Source organism: Paracoccus sp. SCSIO 75233, assembly GCF_027912675.1.
In the GTDB taxonomy this organism is placed as follows: Bacteria; Pseudomonadota; Alphaproteobacteria; order Rhodobacterales; family Rhodobacteraceae; genus Paracoccus.
On the sequence record NZ_CP115757.1, the window covers coordinates 1,160,280 to 1,179,764 of the forward strand.

General features: G+C 63.2%; 19 protein-coding genes and 1 tRNA gene. 13 read left to right on the top strand and 7 right to left on the bottom strand.

Annotated elements, in window-relative coordinates:
• The first annotated feature begins 79 nt into the window (after window positions 1–79).
• Window positions 80–1,246: a LysR family transcriptional regulator gene (locus PAF12_RS05645; protein ID WP_271109069.1), complete on the top strand. Its 1,167-nt coding sequence runs from the start codon at window positions 80–82 to the stop codon at window positions 1,244–1,246.
• Window positions 1,247–1,284: 38 nt separating this feature from the next.
• Here the strand turns inward: PAF12_RS05645 and nagB are convergent, their stop codons facing one another.
• The 3 genes from nagB to PAF12_RS05660 all read right to left on the bottom strand — a co-directional run bounded on the left by nagB (window position 1,285) and on the right by PAF12_RS05660 (window position 2,787).
• Window positions 1,285–2,079 (bottom strand): glucosamine-6-phosphate deaminase, encoded by a 795-nt coding sequence (gene nagB / locus PAF12_RS05650; RefSeq protein ID WP_271109070.1) that lies wholly within the window; start codon window positions 2,077–2,079, stop codon window positions 1,285–1,287.
• Window positions 2,080–2,249: 170 nt separating this feature from the next.
• Window positions 2,250–2,323: transfer RNA gene (locus PAF12_RS05655), tRNA-Gly, on the bottom strand.
• 41 nt (window positions 2,324–2,364) lie between these two features.
• Window positions 2,365–2,787, bottom strand: a complete 423-nt coding sequence (locus PAF12_RS05660; RefSeq protein ID WP_271109071.1) for a DUF1489 family protein — start codon at window positions 2,785–2,787, stop codon at window positions 2,365–2,367.
• 44 nt (window positions 2,788–2,831) lie between these two features.
• Here PAF12_RS05660 and PAF12_RS05665 point away from each other — a divergent pair, with 44 nt between their 5' ends.
• The 4 genes from PAF12_RS05665 (at window position 2,832) to PAF12_RS05680 (ending at window position 8,498) form a co-directional block, all read left to right on the top strand.
• Window positions 2,832–3,998 (top strand): AI-2E family transporter, encoded by a 1,167-nt coding sequence (locus PAF12_RS05665; RefSeq protein ID WP_271109072.1) that lies wholly within the window; start codon window positions 2,832–2,834, stop codon window positions 3,996–3,998.
• A gap of 2 nt (window positions 3,999–4,000) precedes the next feature.
• Window positions 4,001–4,684, top strand: a complete 684-nt coding sequence (locus tag PAF12_RS05670) for a chromosomal replication initiator DnaA (protein ID WP_271109073.1) — start codon at window positions 4,001–4,003, stop codon at window positions 4,682–4,684.
• Window positions 4,685–4,750: 66 nt separating this feature from the next.
• Entirely contained in the window at window positions 4,751–6,916 is a 2,166-nt protein-coding gene (locus tag PAF12_RS05675) for an RNA degradosome polyphosphate kinase (RefSeq protein ID WP_271109074.1), read from the top strand.
• Between the two features lie 55 nt (window positions 6,917–6,971).
• On the top strand, window positions 6,972–8,498 hold the full coding sequence (locus tag PAF12_RS05680; protein ID WP_271109076.1) for a Ppx/GppA family phosphatase: 1,527 nt from the start codon (window positions 6,972–6,974) through the stop codon (window positions 8,496–8,498).
• Between the two features lie 285 nt (window positions 8,499–8,783).
• Here PAF12_RS05680 and groL read toward each other — a convergent pair whose 3' ends face one another.
• Both groL and groES read right to left on the bottom strand, forming a co-directional pair.
• Entirely contained in the window at window positions 8,784–10,433 is a 1,650-nt protein-coding gene (gene groL / locus PAF12_RS05685; RefSeq protein WP_271109078.1) for a chaperonin GroEL, read from the bottom strand.
• A 54-nt stretch (window positions 10,434–10,487) separates the two neighbouring features.
• The gene (groES, locus tag PAF12_RS05690; protein WP_271109080.1) at window positions 10,488–10,775 is read right to left on the bottom strand and encodes a co-chaperone GroES; all 288 of its coding nucleotides are present in this window, start codon (window positions 10,773–10,775) and stop codon (window positions 10,488–10,490) included.
• 180 nt (window positions 10,776–10,955) lie between these two features.
• Here groES and PAF12_RS05695 point away from each other — a divergent pair, with 180 nt between their 5' ends.
• The 7 genes from PAF12_RS05695 to PAF12_RS05725 all read left to right on the top strand — a co-directional run bounded on the left by PAF12_RS05695 (window position 10,956) and on the right by PAF12_RS05725 (window position 16,969).
• Window positions 10,956–11,969 (top strand): TraB/GumN family protein, encoded by a 1,014-nt coding sequence (locus PAF12_RS05695; protein WP_271109082.1) that lies wholly within the window; start codon window positions 10,956–10,958, stop codon window positions 11,967–11,969.
• A 112-nt stretch (window positions 11,970–12,081) separates the two neighbouring features.
• Complete coding sequence (locus tag PAF12_RS05700) at window positions 12,082–12,999, top strand: manganese-dependent inorganic pyrophosphatase (protein WP_271109084.1); 918 nt, start codon at window positions 12,082–12,084, stop codon at window positions 12,997–12,999.
• A 65-nt stretch (window positions 13,000–13,064) separates the two neighbouring features.
• The gene (locus PAF12_RS05705; RefSeq protein WP_271109085.1) at window positions 13,065–13,931 is read left to right on the top strand and encodes a TIGR01459 family HAD-type hydrolase; all 867 of its coding nucleotides are present in this window, start codon (window positions 13,065–13,067) and stop codon (window positions 13,929–13,931) included.
• Window positions 13,932–14,453, top strand: a complete 522-nt coding sequence (locus PAF12_RS05710; protein WP_271109086.1) for a gamma-glutamylcyclotransferase family protein — start codon at window positions 13,932–13,934, stop codon at window positions 14,451–14,453.
• A gap of 103 nt (window positions 14,454–14,556) precedes the next feature.
• The gene (locus PAF12_RS05715) at window positions 14,557–15,486 is read left to right on the top strand and encodes a bifunctional riboflavin kinase/FAD synthetase (RefSeq protein WP_271109087.1); all 930 of its coding nucleotides are present in this window, start codon (window positions 14,557–14,559) and stop codon (window positions 15,484–15,486) included.
• Window positions 15,486–15,926, top strand: coding sequence for a YcgN family cysteine cluster protein (locus PAF12_RS05720; protein WP_271109088.1), 441 nt, complete (start codon window positions 15,486–15,488; stop codon window positions 15,924–15,926). Before PAF12_RS05715 ends, PAF12_RS05720 begins: the two co-directional genes overlap by 1 nt.
• Window positions 15,923–16,969, top strand: a complete 1,047-nt coding sequence (locus tag PAF12_RS05725; RefSeq protein ID WP_271109090.1) for a low specificity L-threonine aldolase — start codon at window positions 15,923–15,925, stop codon at window positions 16,967–16,969. The genes PAF12_RS05720 and PAF12_RS05725 overlap by 4 nt, the downstream gene beginning before the upstream one ends.
• Here PAF12_RS05725 and PAF12_RS05730 read toward each other — a convergent pair.
• The gene (locus tag PAF12_RS05730) at window positions 16,966–17,745 is read right to left on the bottom strand and encodes an alpha/beta fold hydrolase (protein WP_271109091.1); all 780 of its coding nucleotides are present in this window, start codon (window positions 17,743–17,745) and stop codon (window positions 16,966–16,968) included. The two genes, PAF12_RS05725 and PAF12_RS05730, sit on opposite strands and share 4 nt — an antisense overlap.
• Entirely contained in the window at window positions 17,742–18,341 is a 600-nt protein-coding gene (locus tag PAF12_RS05735; RefSeq protein WP_271109092.1) for a 2-hydroxychromene-2-carboxylate isomerase, read from the bottom strand. The genes PAF12_RS05730 and PAF12_RS05735 overlap by 4 nt, the downstream gene beginning before the upstream one ends.
• Before the next feature lie 95 nt (window positions 18,342–18,436).
• On the opposite strand from PAF12_RS05735, the gene PAF12_RS05740 reads away from it, so the two are divergent.
• Window positions 18,437–19,456 (top strand): ribose-phosphate pyrophosphokinase, encoded by a 1,020-nt coding sequence (locus PAF12_RS05740; RefSeq protein WP_271109094.1) that lies wholly within the window; start codon window positions 18,437–18,439, stop codon window positions 19,454–19,456.
• The last annotated feature ends 29 nt before the right edge of the window (window positions 19,457–19,485 follow it).

The window sequence follows — 19,485 nt, forward strand, 5'->3', positions numbered from 1 at the left end:
CAAAGTAAAATCTATAGTATAAAAATCATGGTGTTACGGCAAATAGTTAGGTATTTTTGCTGCATCTAAGGGGATTTAGATGCAGTCGAGCATTCGTCATTTACGCATGTTTCAGACCTTGGCTGAAACGCACTCCATCACCCGCACGGCGGAATTGTGTAACGTATCGCAACCTGCTGTGACCCAGGCTATGACCAAGCTGGAACGCGACGCGGGGATCGCGCTGCTGCAACGCACGCCGCAGGGCATATTCCTGACCGAGGCGGGCGAGGTCATGGCGCTTCGTGCAACCCGTGCGCTAGCTTATCTGGATGCGGCGATGGCCGATATGTCGCGGGCGATCCGGCTGCAGGCGACCCGCCCGCAACTTGCTGCACTTATAGCAGTTACTGAGGTGGAGAACTTCACCATCGCCGCCCGGCAGCTTGGCTTGGCGCAGCCGACGGTACACCGTTCCACCAGCCTGCTGGAGCAGTCGGCGGGCATTCCCTTGTTCGAGCGGACGGCGCATCGGCTGGTCGCCACGCGGGCGGCCCGACAGCTTGCACAGGCAGCGCGGCTTGCCTTTACCGAGATGGCGCAGGCAGAGGCGGAGCTGGCGCAGATGGCAGGGCGTGACAGCGGCCGTCTGGTCATCGGCGCGCTGCCGATGTCGCAGGGCGTTCTGCTGCCGATGGCGATCCGGCGATTCCGTGCCACGCGGCCCGGATTGGCGGTCGAGGTCATTGATGGACGCTATAGTGACCTGTCGACGGGACTGTCGCGTGGGGAGATCGACATGATCTTCGGCCTGCAGGAAACGCGGACGCAGAACGGCGATTTCCAGTACCAGAATTTGTTCGACAGCAAGGTCGTCATTGTCGCACGGAAAGACCACCCGCTGCATGGAACGGATACGGTCACGCCGGAGCAGATGTCGGGTTATCCCTGGGTCATCCCGCCTGTCGGTGCCCCGGTGCGCAAGAGCCTTGAGGATATTCTGCCCGAAAACATCCTCCAGCGCGCCATCGTTACCTCGTCGGAGACGCTGATGCGTGCATTGCTGCGGTCGAGCGATTATCTCGCCGCTATACCGCAGCAGCAATTCGCCTCGGCGACGGGGTGTGAGGACCTGTCGGTCCTGCCGACGACGGTGACGCCAGCGCCGTTGAGCGTCGGCCTCTGCACAAGGACGGGGTGGAAGCCGACACCGGCGCAGCAGGAGTTCATGGACCTCCTGCATCAGCTTTCCGCTGAGCTGGGCTGAAGGTCGCCCTTGGTTGGGCCGCACGTCCTGCGGCAGGCTCAGCCCCTGTGCAGCTCGGAATACAGCCGTGACCGCCCGCCGGGATGGATATGGTCGTAATAGTTCCGCAGCGTCAGTGCCTCCGCCGCGTCAGGGTCCAGCACCACGGTCGCACGCGGATGCATCTGCAGCGCGGAGGCCGGGCAGAAGGCCGATACCGGCCCTTCCACCATCCCCCGCACGGCGGCAGCCTTTTTCCTGCCTGTGGCGAGCAGCAGGCAGTGTCTGGCGGACAGGATCGTCTGAATACCCATCGTGATGGCGAATTGTGGCACCTGCGCTTCATCGTCGAAGAAGCGCAAATTCGCCATCCGCGTGTCCTCCGTCAGGGTTTTGACCCGCGTTCGGGAGCCGAGGCTTGAGGTCGGTTCGTTGAACCCGATATGCCCGTTCCGCCCGATGCCCAGCAGTTGCAGATCAATCCCGCCAACCGCTTCGATTTTCGCCTCATATCGGTCTGCCTCCTGCTGCGGATCGGGCGCATCGCCGCGTGGCAGGTGAATCCGCGCCGCGTCGGCATCGGTGCCGTCAAACAGGTTTTCCCGCATGTAACAATGATAGGAGGCCGGGTGATCCGGCGGCAGCCCGACATATTCGTCAAGATTGAAACTGGTGATCCGTGCCAGCGACAGCCCGCCACGATGCGCCTCGCGCAGATGCGCATAGACCGGCAGCATCGTCCCGCCCGTCGCCAGCCCCAGAACCGAGGCGGGTGCGCAGCTGACCTGCGCCACGATAATCTCGGCAACGCGCGCGATGGCGGCGGCGCGGTCGGGCAGGATCAGGACCTTCATCGGCATTCCTCGCTGTTCTCGTGAACAGATAATCGGTCCTGGCGGCAATGGCGATAGGAATGGGAGGGGGAATGGCTGCGAGCGCGATGATGCGCTATCTCTGCTGGCCCTTGATGATGGAGGGAAAAGCGCCTCAGCCAGTGAGGCTGACATAGGCTTGGATTTTTAGCTGGAGCGGGTGAAGGGAATCGAACCCTCGTCGTAAGCTTGGGAAGCTTCTGCTCTACCATTGAGCTACACCCGCAATGCGCCCCGGCTATCGCAAGGCCGCGCGCGCGTCAAGCGTCAGCGCAGTCCCATATCGGCCAACTCAGCAGCAAGTGCCGCAGGAAGCGCGTCGTCATGGGCGCGGTCCTTGGGCAGATCGGGCGGCGCGTCCTCGGCTTTCAGGTAGCGCCAGCCCTGGAACGGGCGGCGCGGCACGGCGGCGACGCGGATCAGGTCGCGGTCCAGGATCAGTGCGCAGCGGCGGATGCCGTCCTCGCCGATGCGCTCGTCCAGCCCGAGCAGGCGTTGCCGGGCCAGCATCGTGCCCTTGAATACCCAGTAGATCGATCCGCCCGCCAGCAACTCGGCCTCGCGCTTGGGCCACATCCGCGTCACATGGCAGGCAGGGGCGTCGCCATAGCGCTTCGCCTGCCACGCCTCCAGCTCTTCGGGGCCTTCCGCACCGACGCAGAGTTTCATCAGATTGACGTAATCACCCATGCCCCCGATATAGAGGGCCGAAACAGCGAGGCAAAGGGCGCAAAATGGAAATGTCGACAAGGTCGCAGGTGATCTGGTGGAGTGCGGCGGCGCTGATCCTGATGCTGGTGCTGTGGTTTCTGGGGCAGGCGATCCTGCCGTTCATCATCGGCGCGGGCGTCGCCTATCTGCTGGACCCGCTGGCCGACCGGCTGGAGCGTGCCGGGCTGAACCGGACCGCCGCTGTCGTGCTGATCACGCTGATCGCGGCATTGGGGTTTATTTCCTTCGTGCTGTTTCTGGGTCCGCTGCTGCTGCGTCAGGTCTCGCAACTGATCGATTCCATTCCCGGCATGATTCAGGAGTTTCAGGTCTTCGTCACGCAGCGCTTCCCCGGATTGCTGCCCGAGGGAGGTACGATCCGCGCGGCGCTGAACGATCTGTCATCGGTGATTGCGGATAAGGGCGGGGCGGTGATCGGCTCTGTGCTGGGATCGGTGGCGAGCTTTGTGGGCGTGATCGCCTTGCTGGTCATTGTGCCGGTGGTTGCGTTCTATCTGCTGCTGGACTGGGACAATCTGATCGCGCGGGTCGACGGGCTGCTGCCGCGCCAGCATGCCCCGACGATACGGCGGCTGGCGCGTGAGATTGACGATACGCTGTCTGGCTTCCTGCGCGGGCAGGGGACGGTGATGCTGATCCTCGGCACGTTCTACTCGCTTGGGCTGATGGCGGTCGGTCTGCCCTATGGGCTGGCCATCGGCATGGGTGCAGCACTGCTCTCCTTCATCCCCTATGTCGGGGTGCTGGTCGGCGGGGCGACAGCCATCGGGGTGGCACTGTTCCATTTCTGGGGGGAGCCGGTCTGGATCGGGGCTGTCATAGCCATTTTTGTGATCGGGCAGGTGGTCGAAGGGAATTACCTGCAACCCAAGATCGTCGGCAACCATGTCGGGCTGCATCCGGTCTGGCTGCTGCTGGCGTTGTCGGTGTTCGGCGCGCTTTTCGGCTTTGTCGGGCTGATGGTGGCGGTGCCGCTGGCGGCAGCGCTTGGCGTGCTGGTCCGCTTTATGACCGAGCGTTATGTGGAAAGCCCGCTTTATACCGGGCGGCGGCGCGAGCCGGAACCGAAAGCGCCGGTGCTGGTCGAAATCGCGCCGGAGGGAACGCTGGCGCGGCATCGTGCAGACCGAAGCAGCGGCGGCAGGATCGACGGCGGCAAGGCAGGCTGAATTTGGCGCGGCAACTGATCCTCGATCTGCCCCACGCCCCGGCGCTCGGGCGGGATGATTTTCTGGTTACCCCGGCGAATGCGCTTGCCGTGGCCGCGCTTGACGCGCCGCAGGACTGGCCGCAGGGCAGGATGCTGCTGATTGGCCCGGACGGGTCTGGCAAAACCCATCTTGCAACGATCTGGGCTTCGGAAACCGGGGCGCGGCGCTTTTCGGCGGGTTCGTTGCAGCCCGAGCGGGCCGACGACATGGTCGCTGACGGCAGTGCAATCGTGATCGAGGACGCTGATCGGGTCGCACAGGCCGCGGGGGCAGAGCAGGCGCTGTTCCATATCTGGAACCTCTGCGCCGCGCGGGAATGCTGGATGCTGCTGACCGCGCGGAACGCGCCGCGAAGCTGGGGGCTTTCTTTGCCGGATCTGGCAAGCCGGATGAATGCCATGCCCGTGACCCGGATCGAGGCCCCGGACGAGGCGCTGCTGGCCTCCGTTCTGGTGAAACTCTTCGCCGACCGGCAGGTCGCTGTGCCGCATGGGCTGGTTGAGTGGCTTGTTCCGCGCATGGACCGGGATCTGGGTCTTGCCCGCCGTCTTGTCGCGACGCTGGATAATGAGACCATGTCGCAACATCGTGGGTTGACGCGGGTGCTCGCAGGTGAAATTCTCTCGCGCCTGCAAAACGGTTAGTTCAATGGCTGGACAAAACCGGCCTTTTCCGTGCATAACTAACTGGTTGACAAGTATTATTTCTCTATGACCCAGGCTGACTTTCTGAAACACCCGCCCCCTGCCGGGCAGACACTGGAATCGGGCACACCGACTGGCCCGGCCCGGTTTTTCAATCGTGAGCTCAGCTGGCTCAGCTTTAACTGGCGGGTGCTGGACGAGGCGCGGAATGCCCGTGTCCCGCTGCTGGAGCGTTTGCGCTTTCTGGCCATCTCCGCCACCAATCTGGACGAGTTCTATACTGTCCGCGTCGCCGGTCTGCGCGAGCTGGAGCGGGAGGGAAGCACCACGCCGTCCCATGATGGCCGCACGCCGGGGCAGCAGCTTGAACTGATCAATGCCGATGCGCGCCGCCTGATGGGCGCGCAGCAGATGGTGTGGAATGGGCTGCGGCAGGAGATGGCGGAGGAGGGGATTGTCATCCTGACCCGTGACCGGATCACCGATGAAGACGCCGGGTTCCTGAGAAGCTATTTCCTCGATCAGGTGCTGCCGGTCCTGTCGCCGCTGGCCATCGACCCCGCCCATCCGTTCCCCTTCATTCCGAATGCCGGGTTCTCGCTGGCGCTCGAACTGACGCGGGGCAGCGACGGGCGGCGGATGCAGGCATTATTGCCGATTCCGGGGCAGCTTTCGCGGTTTATCCGGCTGCCGCACAGCACGCGTTTCCTTCCACTGGAAGATCTGCTGCTGATGAATATCGGCCGGCTTTTCCCCGGTTACCGGAACACCGGGCATTGCGCCTTCCGCGTCTTGCGCGATTCCGATCTGGAGGTGGAGGAGGAGGCCGAAGACCTGGTGCGCGAGTTCGAAACCGCGCTGAAACGCCGCCGCCGCGGCTCTGTCGTGCGGCTGAAGATCACCGAGGGTGCACCGGAAAACCTGCGCCGGATCATCATGGATGAGCTGCATGCCAGCCCCGAAGAGGTGGTTGAGGCCTCCGGTCTGCTTGGCGTGGCCGATCTGAAGGAGCTGGTCCTTGACGAGCGGCGCGATCTGCAATGGCCGACCTTCACCCCCCGCGTGCCGGAGCGGGTGCAGGATCACAACGGCGATATGTTCGCCGCGATCCGGCAGAAGGACATGCTGCTGCATCACCCCTATGAGACGTTCGACATGGTCGTGCGCTATCTGACGCAGGCGGCGCGCGATCCGAATGTGCTGGCGATCAAGCAGACGCTTTACCGCACCAGCCGCGAAAGCCCGATCGTGGAGGCGCTGTGCGAGGCGGCGGAGGCGGGGAAATCCGTGACCGCGCTGGTCGAACTGCGCGCCCGCTTCGACGAGGCGGCGAATATTCGCCAATCGCGGCGGCTGGAACGCTCGGGCGCGCATGTCGTCTATGGCTTCGTGAACTACAAGACCCACGCCAAGATCAGCACCGTCGTTCGGCGTGAGGGCGACGCGCTCGTCACCTATACCCATTACGGCACCGGGAATTACCACCCGATCACGGCGCGGATCTATACCGACCTGTCGCTGTTCACCTGTGATCCGGCACTGGGACGGGATGCGACGAAAGTGTTCAACTTCCTGTCCGGTTACGTCCAGCCGGAAGGATTGGAAAACCTGTCCATCTCACCCATTGGCATGAAGGACCGGCTGATCGAGATGATCGGGCGTGAGGCGGAACTGGCGCGTGCCGGCCGTCCGGGCGCGATCTGGGCCAAGATGAATTCGCTGATCGAGCCGGATGTGATCGATGCGCTTTATGCCGCCTCGCAGGCCGGGGTGCAGATCGATCTGGTCATTCGCGGCATTTGCGGCATTCGTCCGGGCATTGCCGGGCTGTCGGAAAATATCCGGGTCAAGTCGATCATCGGCAGGTTTCTGGAACATTCCCGCATCGTCTGTTTCGGGGCAGGTCACGGGCTGCCGTCGCGCAAGGCGCGGGTGTTCTTCAGCTCTGCCGACTGGATGGGCCGCAACCTGAACCGGCGCGTTGAAACCCAGGTCGAGTGTATGAACGAAACCGTGAAGGCCCAGATCGTCAGTCAGATTATGGCCGCGAATATGGCGGATGAGGCGCAAAGCTGGATTTTGCAGCCCGATGGCCGCTATCTGCGCCATTTGCCAGCAGATCGGGACGATTTGTTCAACTGCCATAGGTTCTTTATGGAAAACCCCTCGCTGTCCGGTCGCGGTCGCGCGGGCGCGGGCGACGTTCCCGCCTTGACCCATAGTTCCGATTGAGAAACAAGACTTCCGAAGCTGGACAATCGCCGATATTCGGCAGGAGGCAGGACAGATGAACGGCAAGGCGAAAAACCATGATCCGTTCGAGGGGTTGTTCGAAGATGCCTCCGCCCGCGCGCTGTCGCGTGTCGGTGTTGTGGATGTCGGCTCCAACTCCATCCGCATGGTGATCTTTGACGGCGCGGCGCGCTCGCCAGCGTATTTTTATAACGAAAAGGTCATGGCCGGTCTTGGTAAGGACATGACAACAACCGGCAAGCTGAATCCCGACGGCATCGAACGCGGGTTCGAGGCGCTGAGCCGTTTCGCCGCCCTTGCCGACGCAATGAAGGTCCGCCCGATGACCGTGGTGGCGACCGCTGCCGTGCGCGATGCCAAGGACGGCCCGGATTTCCGCAAACGGGTGGAGAAGGAAACCGGCCTCAAGCTCAATGTGATCGACGGTGAGGAGGAGGCGCGGCTTTCCGCTCAGGGCGTGCTGCTCGGCTGGCCGGAGGCGAAAGGGCTGGTCTGCGACATCGGCGGCAACTCGTTGGAGCTGGCGGAGCTGGACGGCAAGGGCAATGTCGGCCGCCGCGTGACCTCTCAACTCGGGCCCTTCCGCCTGCAACAGGTCAAGGGCGGCGAGGATGGGCTGCGCAAACATATCCGCGGGGTGATGGAGAAGCTGGCGGCTGCGGTCGGCACCGATCACGACCGGATCTATCTGGTCGGCGGATCGTGGCGGGCGATTGCGCGGCTGGATATGGAACGCACCGCCTATCCGATGACGGTGCTGCATGAATATGTCATGTCGCCCGCAGCGGTCGAGCAGACGGTGAACTGGATCGCGAAAAGCGATCTGCAGGCGCTGCGCTCCCGCGTTGGCATCTCGAATTCGCGGATGGAGCTGGTCCCGCTGGCAAGCCTCGTCCTGCGGCAACTGGTGGAGACGTTCCGGCCCAGGGAACTCGCCATCTCATCATATGGCATTCGTGAGGGGCTGCTTTACGAACATATGTCCGACACGCTGCGCGCCCGCGATCCGCTGCTGGAATCGGCGCGGTTCACGGAAAAGCAGATGGCGCGGATGCCGGGTTTCGGCAAGAAGCTGTATCAGTTCCTGCAACCCCTGTTCGAGGACGCCACCCCGGCCCGCGACCGCCTGATCCGCGCCGCCTGCCTGCTGCATGACACGACCTGGCGCACCCATCCCGACTACCGCGCCGATGCCTGTTTCGACAATGTCACCCGCGCCAATATGGCCGCGCTGTCGCATCCCGAGCGGGTGTTCCTCGGCCTGTCGCTGCTGCATCGCTACAAGAACTCCCGCTCCGGCGCGTCGATGGCCCCGATGTTCGCCATGCTCTCGGACGAGGAACTCCAGTCGGCGGAGGTGCTGGGCAAGGCGATGCGCTTTGGTGCGATGTTCTCCATCAAGGACCCGTCAGAGGCGGGGGAGTTGAAGCTGTCGAAGAAGAAAGACCGGCTGGAACTGACGCTCACCAAAACCGGCCGCGCCCTGTTCGGAGAGGTGGCCGAAGCCCGCTTCCAGTCGCTGTGCAAGTCGATGGGGGTCGAGGGGGATGTGAGGGGGTAGGCGTCGCGGCGCAGTTTCCTTAGCGTTCGCAAACCCCTCCCCAGATGCCCACACCCCGCCCGGAACAAGGGCGAAGCCCGCCGGGCGAGCGTCCGACCGCACCCGGGGCGGACGCTTCTTCGCCGGTCCGTACAGAACACCGGTCCGACGCGCCTGCGCCATAAAGTAACACAGCGGAAACGGTATAAGCGTCAACCCGCGGTTGGACGCTCGCCCTGTGTTTGCGCAAAAGAAAAAGGCCGCCCCGGGGGACGGCCTCTCTTTTCTGCCATGAAGGGCAGGGGATTACATCATCCCCATGCCGCCCATGCCACCCATGCCGCCCATGTCGGGCGCGCCGGCGGCGCCTTTCGGCTCCGGCTTCTCGGCGACCATGGCTTCGGTGGTGATCAGCAGGCCGGCAACGGAAGCAGCGTCTTCCAGTGCGGTGCGGACGACTTTGGCCGGGTCGATAACGCCGAACTTGAACATGTCGCCATATTCTTCGGTCTGGGCGTTAAAGCCGAAGGTGTTGTCGTTGGATTCGCGGATCTTGCCCGCGACGACCGCACCGTCAACACCGGCGTTCTCGGCGATCTGGCGCATCGGCGCTTCGAGGGCGCGGCGCACCAGCGAGATGCCTGCGTCCTGATCGGAGTTTGCACCGGTCAGACCTTCCAGAGCCTTGCCGCCCTGAACCAGCGCGACACCACCACCCACAACGACGCCTTCCTGAACGGCGGCGCGGGTTGCGTTCAGCGCGTCATCGACGCGGTCCTTACGCTCTTTCACTTCGATTTCGGTCATGCCGCCGACGCGGATAACGGCAACACCGCCAGCCAGCTTGGCCACGCGCTCTTGCAGCTTCTCTTTGTCGTAATCCGAGGTGGTTTCCTCGATCTGCTGACGGATCTGGGCGACGCGGGCTTCGATCTCGGCCTTTTCACCGGCGCCATCGACGATGGTGGTGTTGTCCTTGTTGATCGAAACTTTCTTCGCGGTGCCGAGCATGTCGACGGTCACGTTTTCCAGCTTCATGCCCAGATCTTCGCTGATGACCTGACCGCCGGTCAGGATCGCGATGTCCTGCAGCATGGCCTTGCGGCGATCGCCGAAGCCCGGCGCCTTGACGGCCGCGATTTTCAGACCGCCGCGCAGCTTGTTGACGACCAGCGTGGCCAGAGCCTCGCCTTCGACGTCCTCAGCGACGATCAGCAGCGGTTTCTGCGACTGGATCACCGATTCCAGCAGCGGAACCATCGGCTGAAGCGAGGAGAGTTTTTTCTCGTGCAGCAGGATGTAGCAGTCTTCCAGCTCCGCAACCATCTTATCGGGGTTGGTCACGAAATAGGGCGACAGGTAGCCGCGGTCGAACTGCATGCCTTCGACGACTTCGACTTCGGTGTCGAGGCCTTTGTTTTCTTCGACGGTGATGACACCTTCGTTGCCGACGCGCTGCATGGCGTCCGCGATCTGCTTGCCGATCGAGTCTTCGCCGTTGGCGGAGATGGTGCCGACCTGCGCGACTTCGGCGCTGTCATTGACCGGGCGCGACGCGGATTTGATCGACTCGACAACTTTTGCCGTGGCCAGATCGATGCCGCGCTTCAGATCCATCGGGTTCATGCCGGCGGCAACCGCCTTCATGCCTTCCTTAACGATGGCCTGGGCCAGAACCGTCGCAGTGGTGGTGCCGTCGCCGGCTTCGTCATTGGTGCGCGAAGCGACTTCGCGGACCATCTGAGCGCCCATGTTCTCGAACTTGTCGGACAGTTCGATTTCCTTGGCAACCGTGACACCGTCCTTGGTGATGCGCGGCGCGCCGAAGGATTTGTCGATGACGACGTTACGGCCTTTCGGGCCCAGCGTGACCTTGACCGCATCGGCGAGGATGTTCACGCCTTTCAGCATACGGTCGCGCGCATCGGTGTTGAACTTGACGTCCTTACCAGCCATGTTTTCTCTCCTGGAATTTCTTTTGAATTGAAGCGTCTGTCAGGGCGTCGGCGATCAGCCGATGATACCCATGATGTCGCTTTCCTTCATGATGAGCAGCTCTTCGCCATCCAGCGTGACCTCGGTGCCCGACCATTTGCCGAACAGGACGCGGTCGCCAGCCTTGACGGACGGTGCGATCAGCTCGCCCGAATCCTTGCGGGCGCCTTCGCCGACGGCGACGATTTCGCCCTCAGCCGGTTTTTCCTTGGCGCTGTCGGGGATGATCAGCCCGCCTTTGGTTTTTTCGTCGGATTCGACACGCTTGACCAGGACGCGGTCGTGCAGCGGTTTGAAAGCCATGATAACACTCCGGTGTTTCAGGTTGCAGTGTTGTTGGCACTCATTAAGGGCGAGTGCCAATAGCGCTGATCTAGGCCGCTGCCCTCTGCCTGTCAACTATGTGATCCGGAAATTTTTTCAACCGGCTGGCCTTTGCAATTGCGCTGTGAGACCGTCGGGCAAAGCCATGAGGAACCTTTGATGAAACACGCTCTCGCCGCCGTTTTGCTGTGTCTGTCCGGGGCCGCTGCGGCGGCGCAGGACTGTGTGGGCCGTAACCTGATCGATGCGCTGCCAGCGGCTGACCGGGCAGAGATCGCGGCGCGCACCGACGCGGTGCCGTATCATGAGGGGCTGATATGGCAGGCGGCGAAGGGCGATGCGCTGGTGACGATGGTCGGCACTTATCATTTCGATCACCCGAAACATGCGAAGACCATTGCCACGCTGTCCCCGCTGATCGCGGAGGCCGGGGCGCTTCTGGTCGAGATGGGACCGCAGGAGCAGGCGCAGATGCAAAGCGCGATGAATACGGACCCCTCGCTGATGCTGGATCTGGACGGGCCGACCCTGCCCGAGCGTCTGACAGAAGAACAATGGCAGGATCTTTCGGCGGCAATGGAAGAACGGGGCATCCCTGCGGTCATGATCGCGAAAATGCGGCCCTGGTACGCCGCGACCATGCTCGGCCTCGCCCCCTGCATGATCCGGGGCATGGCAGCAAGCGGCGAGATGACCGGGCTCGACTGGCAATTGATGGATGTGGCCACCGGCGAGGGGACCAAGATCAGGGCGCTTGAGCCGTGGGATACGGTGCTGAAGCTTTTCGACGGGTTGAGCGCCGAGGAGCAGATCGACATGATCCTCTATTCGCTGCCGGCGGCGGATTATGCCGATGACTACGCCGTGACGCTGGCGGATGCCTATGCGGATGAAGATGTCTGGAAAATCTGGGAATTCGGTCGCCTCGACGCCTATCTCAACAGCGGATTGTCTCGCGCGGAGGTGGACCGGCTGACCGATGAGGCGCAGGCGATCCTGATGGATAACCGCAATGAAAGCTGGATCGGTCCGCTGACTGACGCGGCGGAAGCGGCGGCGACGGAGGGCAAGGCCGTGGTCGCGGCCTTTGGCGCGCTGCACCTGCCGGGTGAAAACGGCGTGCTGAGCCTGCTTGAACAGCAGGGCTGGACGATCAGCCGATTGCGGCAATAACCCGCATTCGCGCTTCCGTTCCGGCGCAAAAAACCTTGGCCATGCCGGGGGATTGTGGACTCCCATGCGCGGGCGCGCTACGAGGGCGCGAAATTCAGCAAAGGAGCCCGCGATGATTACCGTTCTCGGCCATAAATCGCCCGATACCGACGCCACCGGCTCGCCCATTATCTGGGCCTGGTATCTCAACGAAATCCGCAAGACCCCGGCGCGTGCGATTATTCAGGGCACGACCAACACCGAAGCGGCGTGGATGCTCAATCGTTGGGAACGGGACATGCCGGAGATCGTGACCGATCTGGGCGCGGGCGATCAGGTGGTGATCTGCGACACCAACAACCCTGCCGAGCTTCCCGCGACGATCAACGACGCTGAAATTCTGGAAATCATCGACCACCACATGCTGGTCGGCGGCCTGAAAACCCGTGCGCCGATCAATATCACCATCCGCCCGCTGGCCTGCACCGCGACGATCATGCACGATCTGATCGGCGATGATCTGGCCGCCGCACCGGAATGGGTGAAGGGCGTGATGCTGACCTGCATCCTGTCGGACACGCTGGAATTCCGCAGCCCGACCACCACCCCGCATGACCGCGCCATTGCCGAGAAACTTGCGGGCGAGCTGGGGCTGAACATCGCTGATTATGCAGCCGAGATGTTTGCCGCGAAATCCGATGTCTCCGCCTTCTCGGATGAGGAATTGCTGCGGATGGACAGCAAGGAATTCGATCTGGACGGCAAGAAGCTGCGGGTCTCGGTCCTGGAAACCACGGCGCCGAAACTGCTGCTGGACCGCAAGGACGGTCTGCTGGCCGCGATGCCGGGCGTTCTGTCGGCGGACGGTGCCGATCAGGTGCTGCTGTTCGTCGTCGATATCCTGAACGAAGAGGCGACGCTGCTGGTGCCGAATGACGAGGTGAAGCGGATCGCGGAAGCCTCCTTCGATGCGACGGTGGAGGGCGATACGGTCGTGCTGCCGGGCATCATGTCGCGCAAGAAGCAGATCATTCCGGCGCTGAAGCTGTGATCTGACGTCAGGCCGGGGGCTGTCTGCCCCCGGGCCCCCGAGGATATTTGAGCCAGGATGAAATCATGACGCGGATCATCGACGCGCTTTCCGGGATTGCGCCGAATTACGACGTGCTGTTCTGCGACCTTTGGGGTTGCGTCCATAACGGGATCAGCGCCTATCCGGCGGCGGTCGAGGCGTTGCGTGCTTTCCGTCAGGGTGGCGGGCAGGTTTGTCTGATGACCAATGCGCCGCGCCCCTCGGCCCGCGTTATTGAGGGGTTCGGGCGGCTTGGCATTCCGGAGGATTGCTGGGACGCGATTGTCACATCCGGTGACGCCGCGCAGGACGCCCTGTTCGCGGGCGCCGTTGGCCGCCGGGTCTGGCATCTGGGGCCGGAAAAGGATGACGGTTTCTTCGACGTGCCTGCGGAATGGCAAAACGCGCCAGCGATCAAGCGGGTTGAGCTGGAGGATGCGGAGGGCATCGTCTGCACCGGCCCGTTTGACGAAGATACCGAGACGCCGGAGGATTATCGCGGTCGCCTGATGATCGCGCGGCAGAAGGGGCTGAAACTGCTCTGTGCCAACCCGGATATTGTCGTCGATGTGGGCGAGCGGCGGATCTATTGTGCGGGCGCGATCGCGGAGTTTTATCAAGAGTTGGGCGGCACCTCGCTCTATTTCGGCAAGCCGCACCCGCCGATCTACGATCTTGCGCGACGGCGGCTGAATCTGTGGGACGGGGCGCGGGTGCTGGTCATCGGTGACGGGATCAGGACGGATATCGCCGGGGGCGTCGGCGAGGGCATTGACAGCCTGTTCATCACCGGCGGGCTGGCGGCGGAGCATATGGGCGATGATGTCGACAAGCCCGATCCGGTGTTGCTGGAGCAGTGGCTGGCGGGGCAGGGGCTTGATCCGACATTCTCGATAGGACGGCTGCGCTGAGTGGCGCGCTATTTCGCTTACGGCTCGAACATGCTGTCGTCACGGCTGCGGGCGCGCTGCGCCTCGGCGCGGGTTGTCGGGGCGGCGTTTGCGGATGGATATGACGTCGCACTCGACAAGATCGGGCGGGACGGGTCCGGCAAGGCGACGCTGACCCCGGGCGGTGCCGGGGCGCATGGTGTGGCGTTTGAACTGGATGACGCCGATCTGCCATTGCTCGACGTGATAGAGGGCGTGGGGCAGGGTTATGACCGCCGGGTCGTCCCGATCCGCTGCGACGGTGATCAGTCGGGCGCTTTCACCTATATTGCGCCGGAGCGTTTCCGCGATGCCGGATTGCCGCCGTTCGACTGGTATCTGGCGCTGATCGTTGCGGGTGCGCGCGAACATGGCTTGCCTGCGGAATGGATCGCGCGGCTGCGGGCCGTGGCTGTGGTCCCCGATGACATGCAGGACCGGCCCCGCCGGATCGAGGCCGAGGCGCTGCTTGCCGACTGTCCCGCTGACTGGAAAAGCGGCTGATCGGGGTGCTTGCAACCGCCTGCCCGCTGCGCGATATGCTGAGAGACGCGGAGCGATCCGCCAAGGAATAACGACGCCCGGCCAGTTCCGGAAGGGGAGCATATTGCAGATTCATCGCCACTGGACCGGATTGCCGGACACGGCGCGCGGCACGACCGCGGCAATGGGCAATTTCGACGGGGTGCATCGCGGTCATCGCGCCGTGATCGATGCGGCACGGGCAGCGGCGGATGCCCCGCTTGGCGTCATCACCTTCGAGCCGCATCCGCGCCAGTTCTTTGCCCCCGATGCCCCGGATTTCCGGCTGATGAATGCCGAGGCGCGGGCGAACCGTCTGCGGCGGCTCGGCGTGGCGCATGTGTTCGAGCTGCCTTTCGGCCCGGAGTTGGCGGGGCTGAGCCCGGACGGGTTCGCCCGCGAGGTGCTGGCGGAAGGTATTGGGCTGGCCCATGTCACCGTCGGTCAGGATTTTCGCTTCGGCAAGGGCCGGGAGGGCGATGCGGCGGGGCTGTCGGCGCTTGGCGAAAGATATGGTTTCGGCGTCACCGTCGCGCCGCTGATCGGTGAGGGTGGCGAAGAATTTTCCTCGACCGCGATCCGCAATGCGCTGGCCGAGGGGCGCCCCCGCGATGCGGAGCGGATGCTGGGCCACTGGCACCGGATCGAGGGCGAGGTGGTGCATGGCGAGAAACGGGGCCGGGCGCTTGGCTATCCCACGGCGAATATGGGGGTGGATGGGCTGCATCTGCCGAAGCTGGGCGTCTATGCGGTGATCGCGGATGTGCTGAGCGGCCCGTATCAGGGAAGCTATCCCGGGGTCGCCAGCCTCGGCGTGCGGCCGATGTTCGGCAAGAACGAGCCCAATCTGGAAGTTCATCTGTTCGATTTCGACGGTGATCTTTACGGGACGCATCTGTCTGTGGCTCTGGTCGAATATCTGCGGCCCGAGCGGAAATTCGACGGGCTGGAGGCGCTGAGTGCGCAGATGGATCGCGACAGCCAGCAGGCCCGCGAGATGCTGACGGCACTCTGATGCGGGAGCGTTTCTGGGAATTGCCGCTCAGCGATCTCGATTCCGAGGAATGGGAGGCGCTGTGCGATGGTTGCGGGAAATGCTGTCTCAACAAGCTGGAATTCGAGGACACCGACGAACTGGCCTTCACCCGGATTGCCTGCCGCCTGCTGGATGGCGAAACCTGCCGCTGCTCGCGCTATGAGATCCGTCACGCCTATGTCCCGGAATGCGTGACGCTGACGCCGGAGAAGATCAAGGATATAAGTTACTGGCTGCCCGCGACCTGTGCCTATCGGCTGCGTCATGAGGGGCGGAAACTGCCGGATTGGCATTATCTGATCAGCGGCGACCGGGAGTCGGTGCATCGGGCGGGCGTCTCTGTCCGCGGCTGGACCTTGTCCGAGGCGGAGGTGCCGGAGGATGACTGGGAAGACCATATTATCGAGGATCTGTCATGAATTTCGCTTCTGATAATGCCTCTGGCGTTCATCCCGCCGTGATGGAGGCGCTGGCCGCCGCGAATGAAGGTCATGTTCTGGGCTACGGCCGCGATGCGCTGACCGAAGCCGCCGAGGATCGCGTGCGGGAGGTGCTGGACGCGCCGGAGGCTGCGGTGATGTTCGTCAGCACCGGGACCTCGGCCAATGCGATAGCACTCGCTGCGGCGGTGCAGCCCTGGCATCGGGTCTTTTGCCACGAGGACGCGCATATCGAAGGCTCCGAATGCGGCGCGCCGGAATTCTTCACAGGCGGGGCCAAGCTGACGCTGATGCCGGGCGAGGGTGGGCTGATCGACGCGGATGCGCTTGAACATGCCGCCGGCTTCTGGGCGGGCGAGGGCCTGGGTGGCGGCCAGCCCGGCGCGGTCTCCATCACCAATGCCACGGAATCGGGCCGGATCTGGATGCCGGAGGCGATCCGCGAAATCTCCGCCGTGGCAAAACAACATGAGCTGGTGCTGCATATGGACGGGGCGCGTTTTGCTAATGCGGTCGTCGCGAGCCGGTCGAGCGCTGCCGATGTGACCCATCTTGCCGGAGTGGACATCTTGTCCTTCGGCGGCACCAAGAACGGCGCCATGGGAGCAGAGGCGATTGTCGCCTTCGATCCCGCCCTTGCCGACCGGCTGGCCTATCTGCGCAAGCGCGGCGGACATCTGTTGTCGAAACACCGTTACCTTGCGGCGCAGTTCTATGCGCTGCTCAACGGCGATTTGTGGCTTGAACTCGCAGCCCACGCCAATGATTGCGCGGCACATCTGGCGCAGCGGTTGACAGCCGAGGTCGAGGGCGCGCGTCTGGCGCATCCGGCGGACAGCAATCAGGTCTTTGCCATCCTGCCCGCAGATGCCGATGACCGGGCGCGGGCGGCGGGTGCGCAATATTACAAATGGCCGTCGCAGGGCGAGGATAGCGGCGAGCAGGTCACCGTTCGTTTCGTCTGTAGCTGGAACACGACCGGCGACGACATCGACGGTCTGATCGCCGCGCTGCGCGGTTAGCTGCGGTCGAGATTGACCATCGTCAGATCCGCAAGCTGATCGGGATGCGTGACCGGCAGCATGTGACCGGCACCGGGAATGGTGGCGCGCGCGACATCGGGCAGACGGTCGGCCAGCGCGTCAGAGATTTCGTGCACGATGCTGGGCGAATCCGCGCCGGAAATGAACATCACCGGCGCCTCGATCCGCTCCAGCCCGTTCTCGCGCAGGATTTGCGCACGATCCTCCATCAGCGCGGCATTGGTGTCCACGACCATCCGCACCTGCCGGATCAACCGCTCCGCACGGGGCCCCTCCGTCGGAATCGGGGCGGCGGCACCCCAATCGCCCAGAAAGCGCCGCAGCATGCCCGGCCAGTCCTCCGCCTCGATGAACCCGGCCAGACGGTCCTGCTCCGCCTGCCGCGCTGTCTCGCTTGCGGCGGCGAACAGCACCGGCTCGATCAGCGTCAGCGAGCGGATGGCTTCGGGCACACCGACCGCGATGCGCAGCGCCACGGTCGCGCCAAAGCTGTGACCGATCAGGTCGACGGGCCGGGAGATCATCCGCGCGGCCCATCTTGTGACGTCGGTATGCAGGTCGATCTTCTCATCGAAGGACCAGTCCGGGCTGCGGCCATGTCCGGGGAAATCGAATGCGTAAAGGTCGACAGCACCGTTTATCCGCTCCGCAAGCGGGGCGAACATGCCGCCGCTGCCCATCATGCAATGCAGGCCGATGGCCGGGCGGGACTGGTCGCCGGGATAGTGACGGATGTGAAGATCGAAGCAACTCATAGAGTGTCCAGATGCGCCTCCAGCAGGTCGAGACGATCCTGCCCCCAGAATTTCTGCCCGCTTTCACGAACGATGTAAAAAGGTGACCCGAAAACGCCCGCATTGACAGCGTCTTCAAGATTGCGGCCATAGATTTCCGCGCCGACGAACAGCCCCTTATCGGCGATCCCGGGATCGAAGCCCTCTGCATCCAGTATCTCGCGGATCACGGCATCGTCGGAAATATCCCGCTCCTCAGCCCAGACCGCGCGCAGAAAACCCCGCACCAGCGCGCCGATATCGCCCGCCCCGGATTCCTGCGCAGCTATGACCGCGTAAGAGGACGGGGCCATATTAACCGGAAAAAACGCAGGTTTGGTATTCAGCGGCAGGCCCAGATGATCACGCCAGCGCTCAAGTTCCTGCATCCGGTAGGCAAGGCGGCTTTCATGACGCTGAGCGGGGGGCTGCCCGCCGGTGCGCGGAAAAAGCTGCATCAGATCAAGCGGTTTATACCGGATCGTCACCCCGCGTTTTTCCGCCATCCGCTCCAGCCGGTCTCCGGCGAGGTAACTCCACGGGCTGATCGTGCCGAGATAATAATCGATATGTGTCATTTATACCCTGTTTTGCCGGATGCGGTTTGCGGCAAGGCTAACGTGGTGCTAAGTCCGCTGCAATCTTCCGATTCACGTCTCCCTAAGGACAGAACATGGCCGCGATGACCGAACCGAAATTGATTTCAGGCAACGCCAACAAGCCTTTGGCGCAGTCCATCGCACGGCGCATGTCCATGCATCGTGGGATGAATGTCGCGCTTGTCGATGCCCGTGTCGAGCGATTTAACGATCAGGAGATCTTCGTCGAGGTGTTCGACAATGTCCGGGGCGAGGATATGTATATCATCCAGTCAACCTCGAACCCGGCCAATGACAACCTGATGGAACTGCTGATCATGACCGATGCGCTGAAGCGGTCTTCGGCCAACCGGATCACCGCCGTCATTCCTTATTTCGGTTATGCCCGTCAGGACCGGCGCGCCAAGGCGCGCACGCCGATCTCCGCCAAGCTGGTTGCCAATATGCTGACCAAGGCCGGGGTCGACCGGGTGCTGACGCTGGATCTTCACGCGACGCAGATTCAGGGCTTTTTCGATATTCCGGTGGATAACCTTTACGCCGCACCCGTCTTCGCGCTGGACATCCGCCACCACTTCAAGGGCAAGCTGGACGATCTGATGGTGGTCTCACCCGATGTCGGCGGCGTCTCGCGGGCGCGCGAGATCGCGCAGCGGATCAATTCGCCCATGGCCATCGTCGACAAGCGGCGCGAAAAGGCGGGCGAAGTCGCGGACATGACCGTTATCGGTGATGTCGAGGGCAAGACCTGCGTGATCGTCGACGACATTTGCGACACGGCAGGCACGCTGTGCAAGGCCGCGCAGCTTCTGACCGATCACGGCGCGACCGAGGTTCACGCCTATATCACCCACGGCGTGTTGTCCGGCCCTGCGGTCGAGCGGGTGCAGGGCTCGGTCATGAAATCGCTGGTCATCACCGATTCCATCAACCAGCCCGCTGCGGTGAAATCGGCCGCCAATATCCGCATCGTGCCGACCGCGCCGATGTTCGCGCAGGCGATCATCAATATCTGGAACGGCACCTCGGTCAGCTCGCTCTTCGATCTCGATACGCTCGGCCCGATCTATGAAGGGCTTTATTCCGACAACTGAGCGACCGGACCGGCCCCGGTGACGGACGG

What these genes read in the sequence shown, in the direction of transcription:
- PAF12_RS05645 (WP_271109069.1), top strand. Translation starts at nt 80, where the DNA reads ATGCAGTCGAGCATTCGTCATTTACGCATGTTTCAGACCTTGGCTGAA.
- nagB (WP_271109070.1), bottom strand. Translation starts at nt 2,079, where the DNA reads ATGAAGGTCCTGATCCTGCCCGACCGCGCCGCCGCCATCGCGCGCGTT.
- PAF12_RS05660 (WP_271109071.1), bottom strand. Translation starts at nt 2,787, where the DNA reads ATGGGTGATTACGTCAATCTGATGAAACTCTGCGTCGGTGCGGAAGGC.
- PAF12_RS05665 (WP_271109072.1), top strand. Translation starts at nt 2,832, where the DNA reads ATGGAAATGTCGACAAGGTCGCAGGTGATCTGGTGGAGTGCGGCGGCG.
- PAF12_RS05675 (WP_271109074.1), top strand. Translation starts at nt 4,751, where the DNA reads ATGACCCAGGCTGACTTTCTGAAACACCCGCCCCCTGCCGGGCAGACA.
- PAF12_RS05680 (WP_271109076.1), top strand. Translation starts at nt 6,972, where the DNA reads ATGAACGGCAAGGCGAAAAACCATGATCCGTTCGAGGGGTTGTTCGAA.
- groL (WP_271109078.1), bottom strand. Translation starts at nt 10,433, where the DNA reads ATGGCTGGTAAGGACGTCAAGTTCAACACCGATGCGCGCGACCGTATG.
- groES (WP_271109080.1), bottom strand. Translation starts at nt 10,775, where the DNA reads ATGGCTTTCAAACCGCTGCACGACCGCGTCCTGGTCAAGCGTGTCGAA.
- PAF12_RS05695 (WP_271109082.1), top strand. Translation starts at nt 10,956, where the DNA reads ATGAAACACGCTCTCGCCGCCGTTTTGCTGTGTCTGTCCGGGGCCGCT.
- PAF12_RS05700 (WP_271109084.1), top strand. Translation starts at nt 12,082, where the DNA reads ATGATTACCGTTCTCGGCCATAAATCGCCCGATACCGACGCCACCGGC.
- PAF12_RS05705 (WP_271109085.1), top strand. Translation starts at nt 13,065, where the DNA reads ATGACGCGGATCATCGACGCGCTTTCCGGGATTGCGCCGAATTACGAC.
- PAF12_RS05720 (WP_271109088.1), top strand. Translation starts at nt 15,486, where the DNA reads ATGCGGGAGCGTTTCTGGGAATTGCCGCTCAGCGATCTCGATTCCGAG.
- PAF12_RS05725 (WP_271109090.1), top strand. Translation starts at nt 15,923, where the DNA reads ATGAATTTCGCTTCTGATAATGCCTCTGGCGTTCATCCCGCCGTGATG.
- PAF12_RS05730 (WP_271109091.1), bottom strand. Translation starts at nt 17,745, where the DNA reads ATGAGTTGCTTCGATCTTCACATCCGTCACTATCCCGGCGACCAGTCC.
- PAF12_RS05735 (WP_271109092.1), bottom strand. Translation starts at nt 18,341, where the DNA reads ATGACACATATCGATTATTATCTCGGCACGATCAGCCCGTGGAGTTAC.
- PAF12_RS05740 (WP_271109094.1), top strand. Translation starts at nt 18,437, where the DNA reads ATGGCCGCGATGACCGAACCGAAATTGATTTCAGGCAACGCCAACAAG.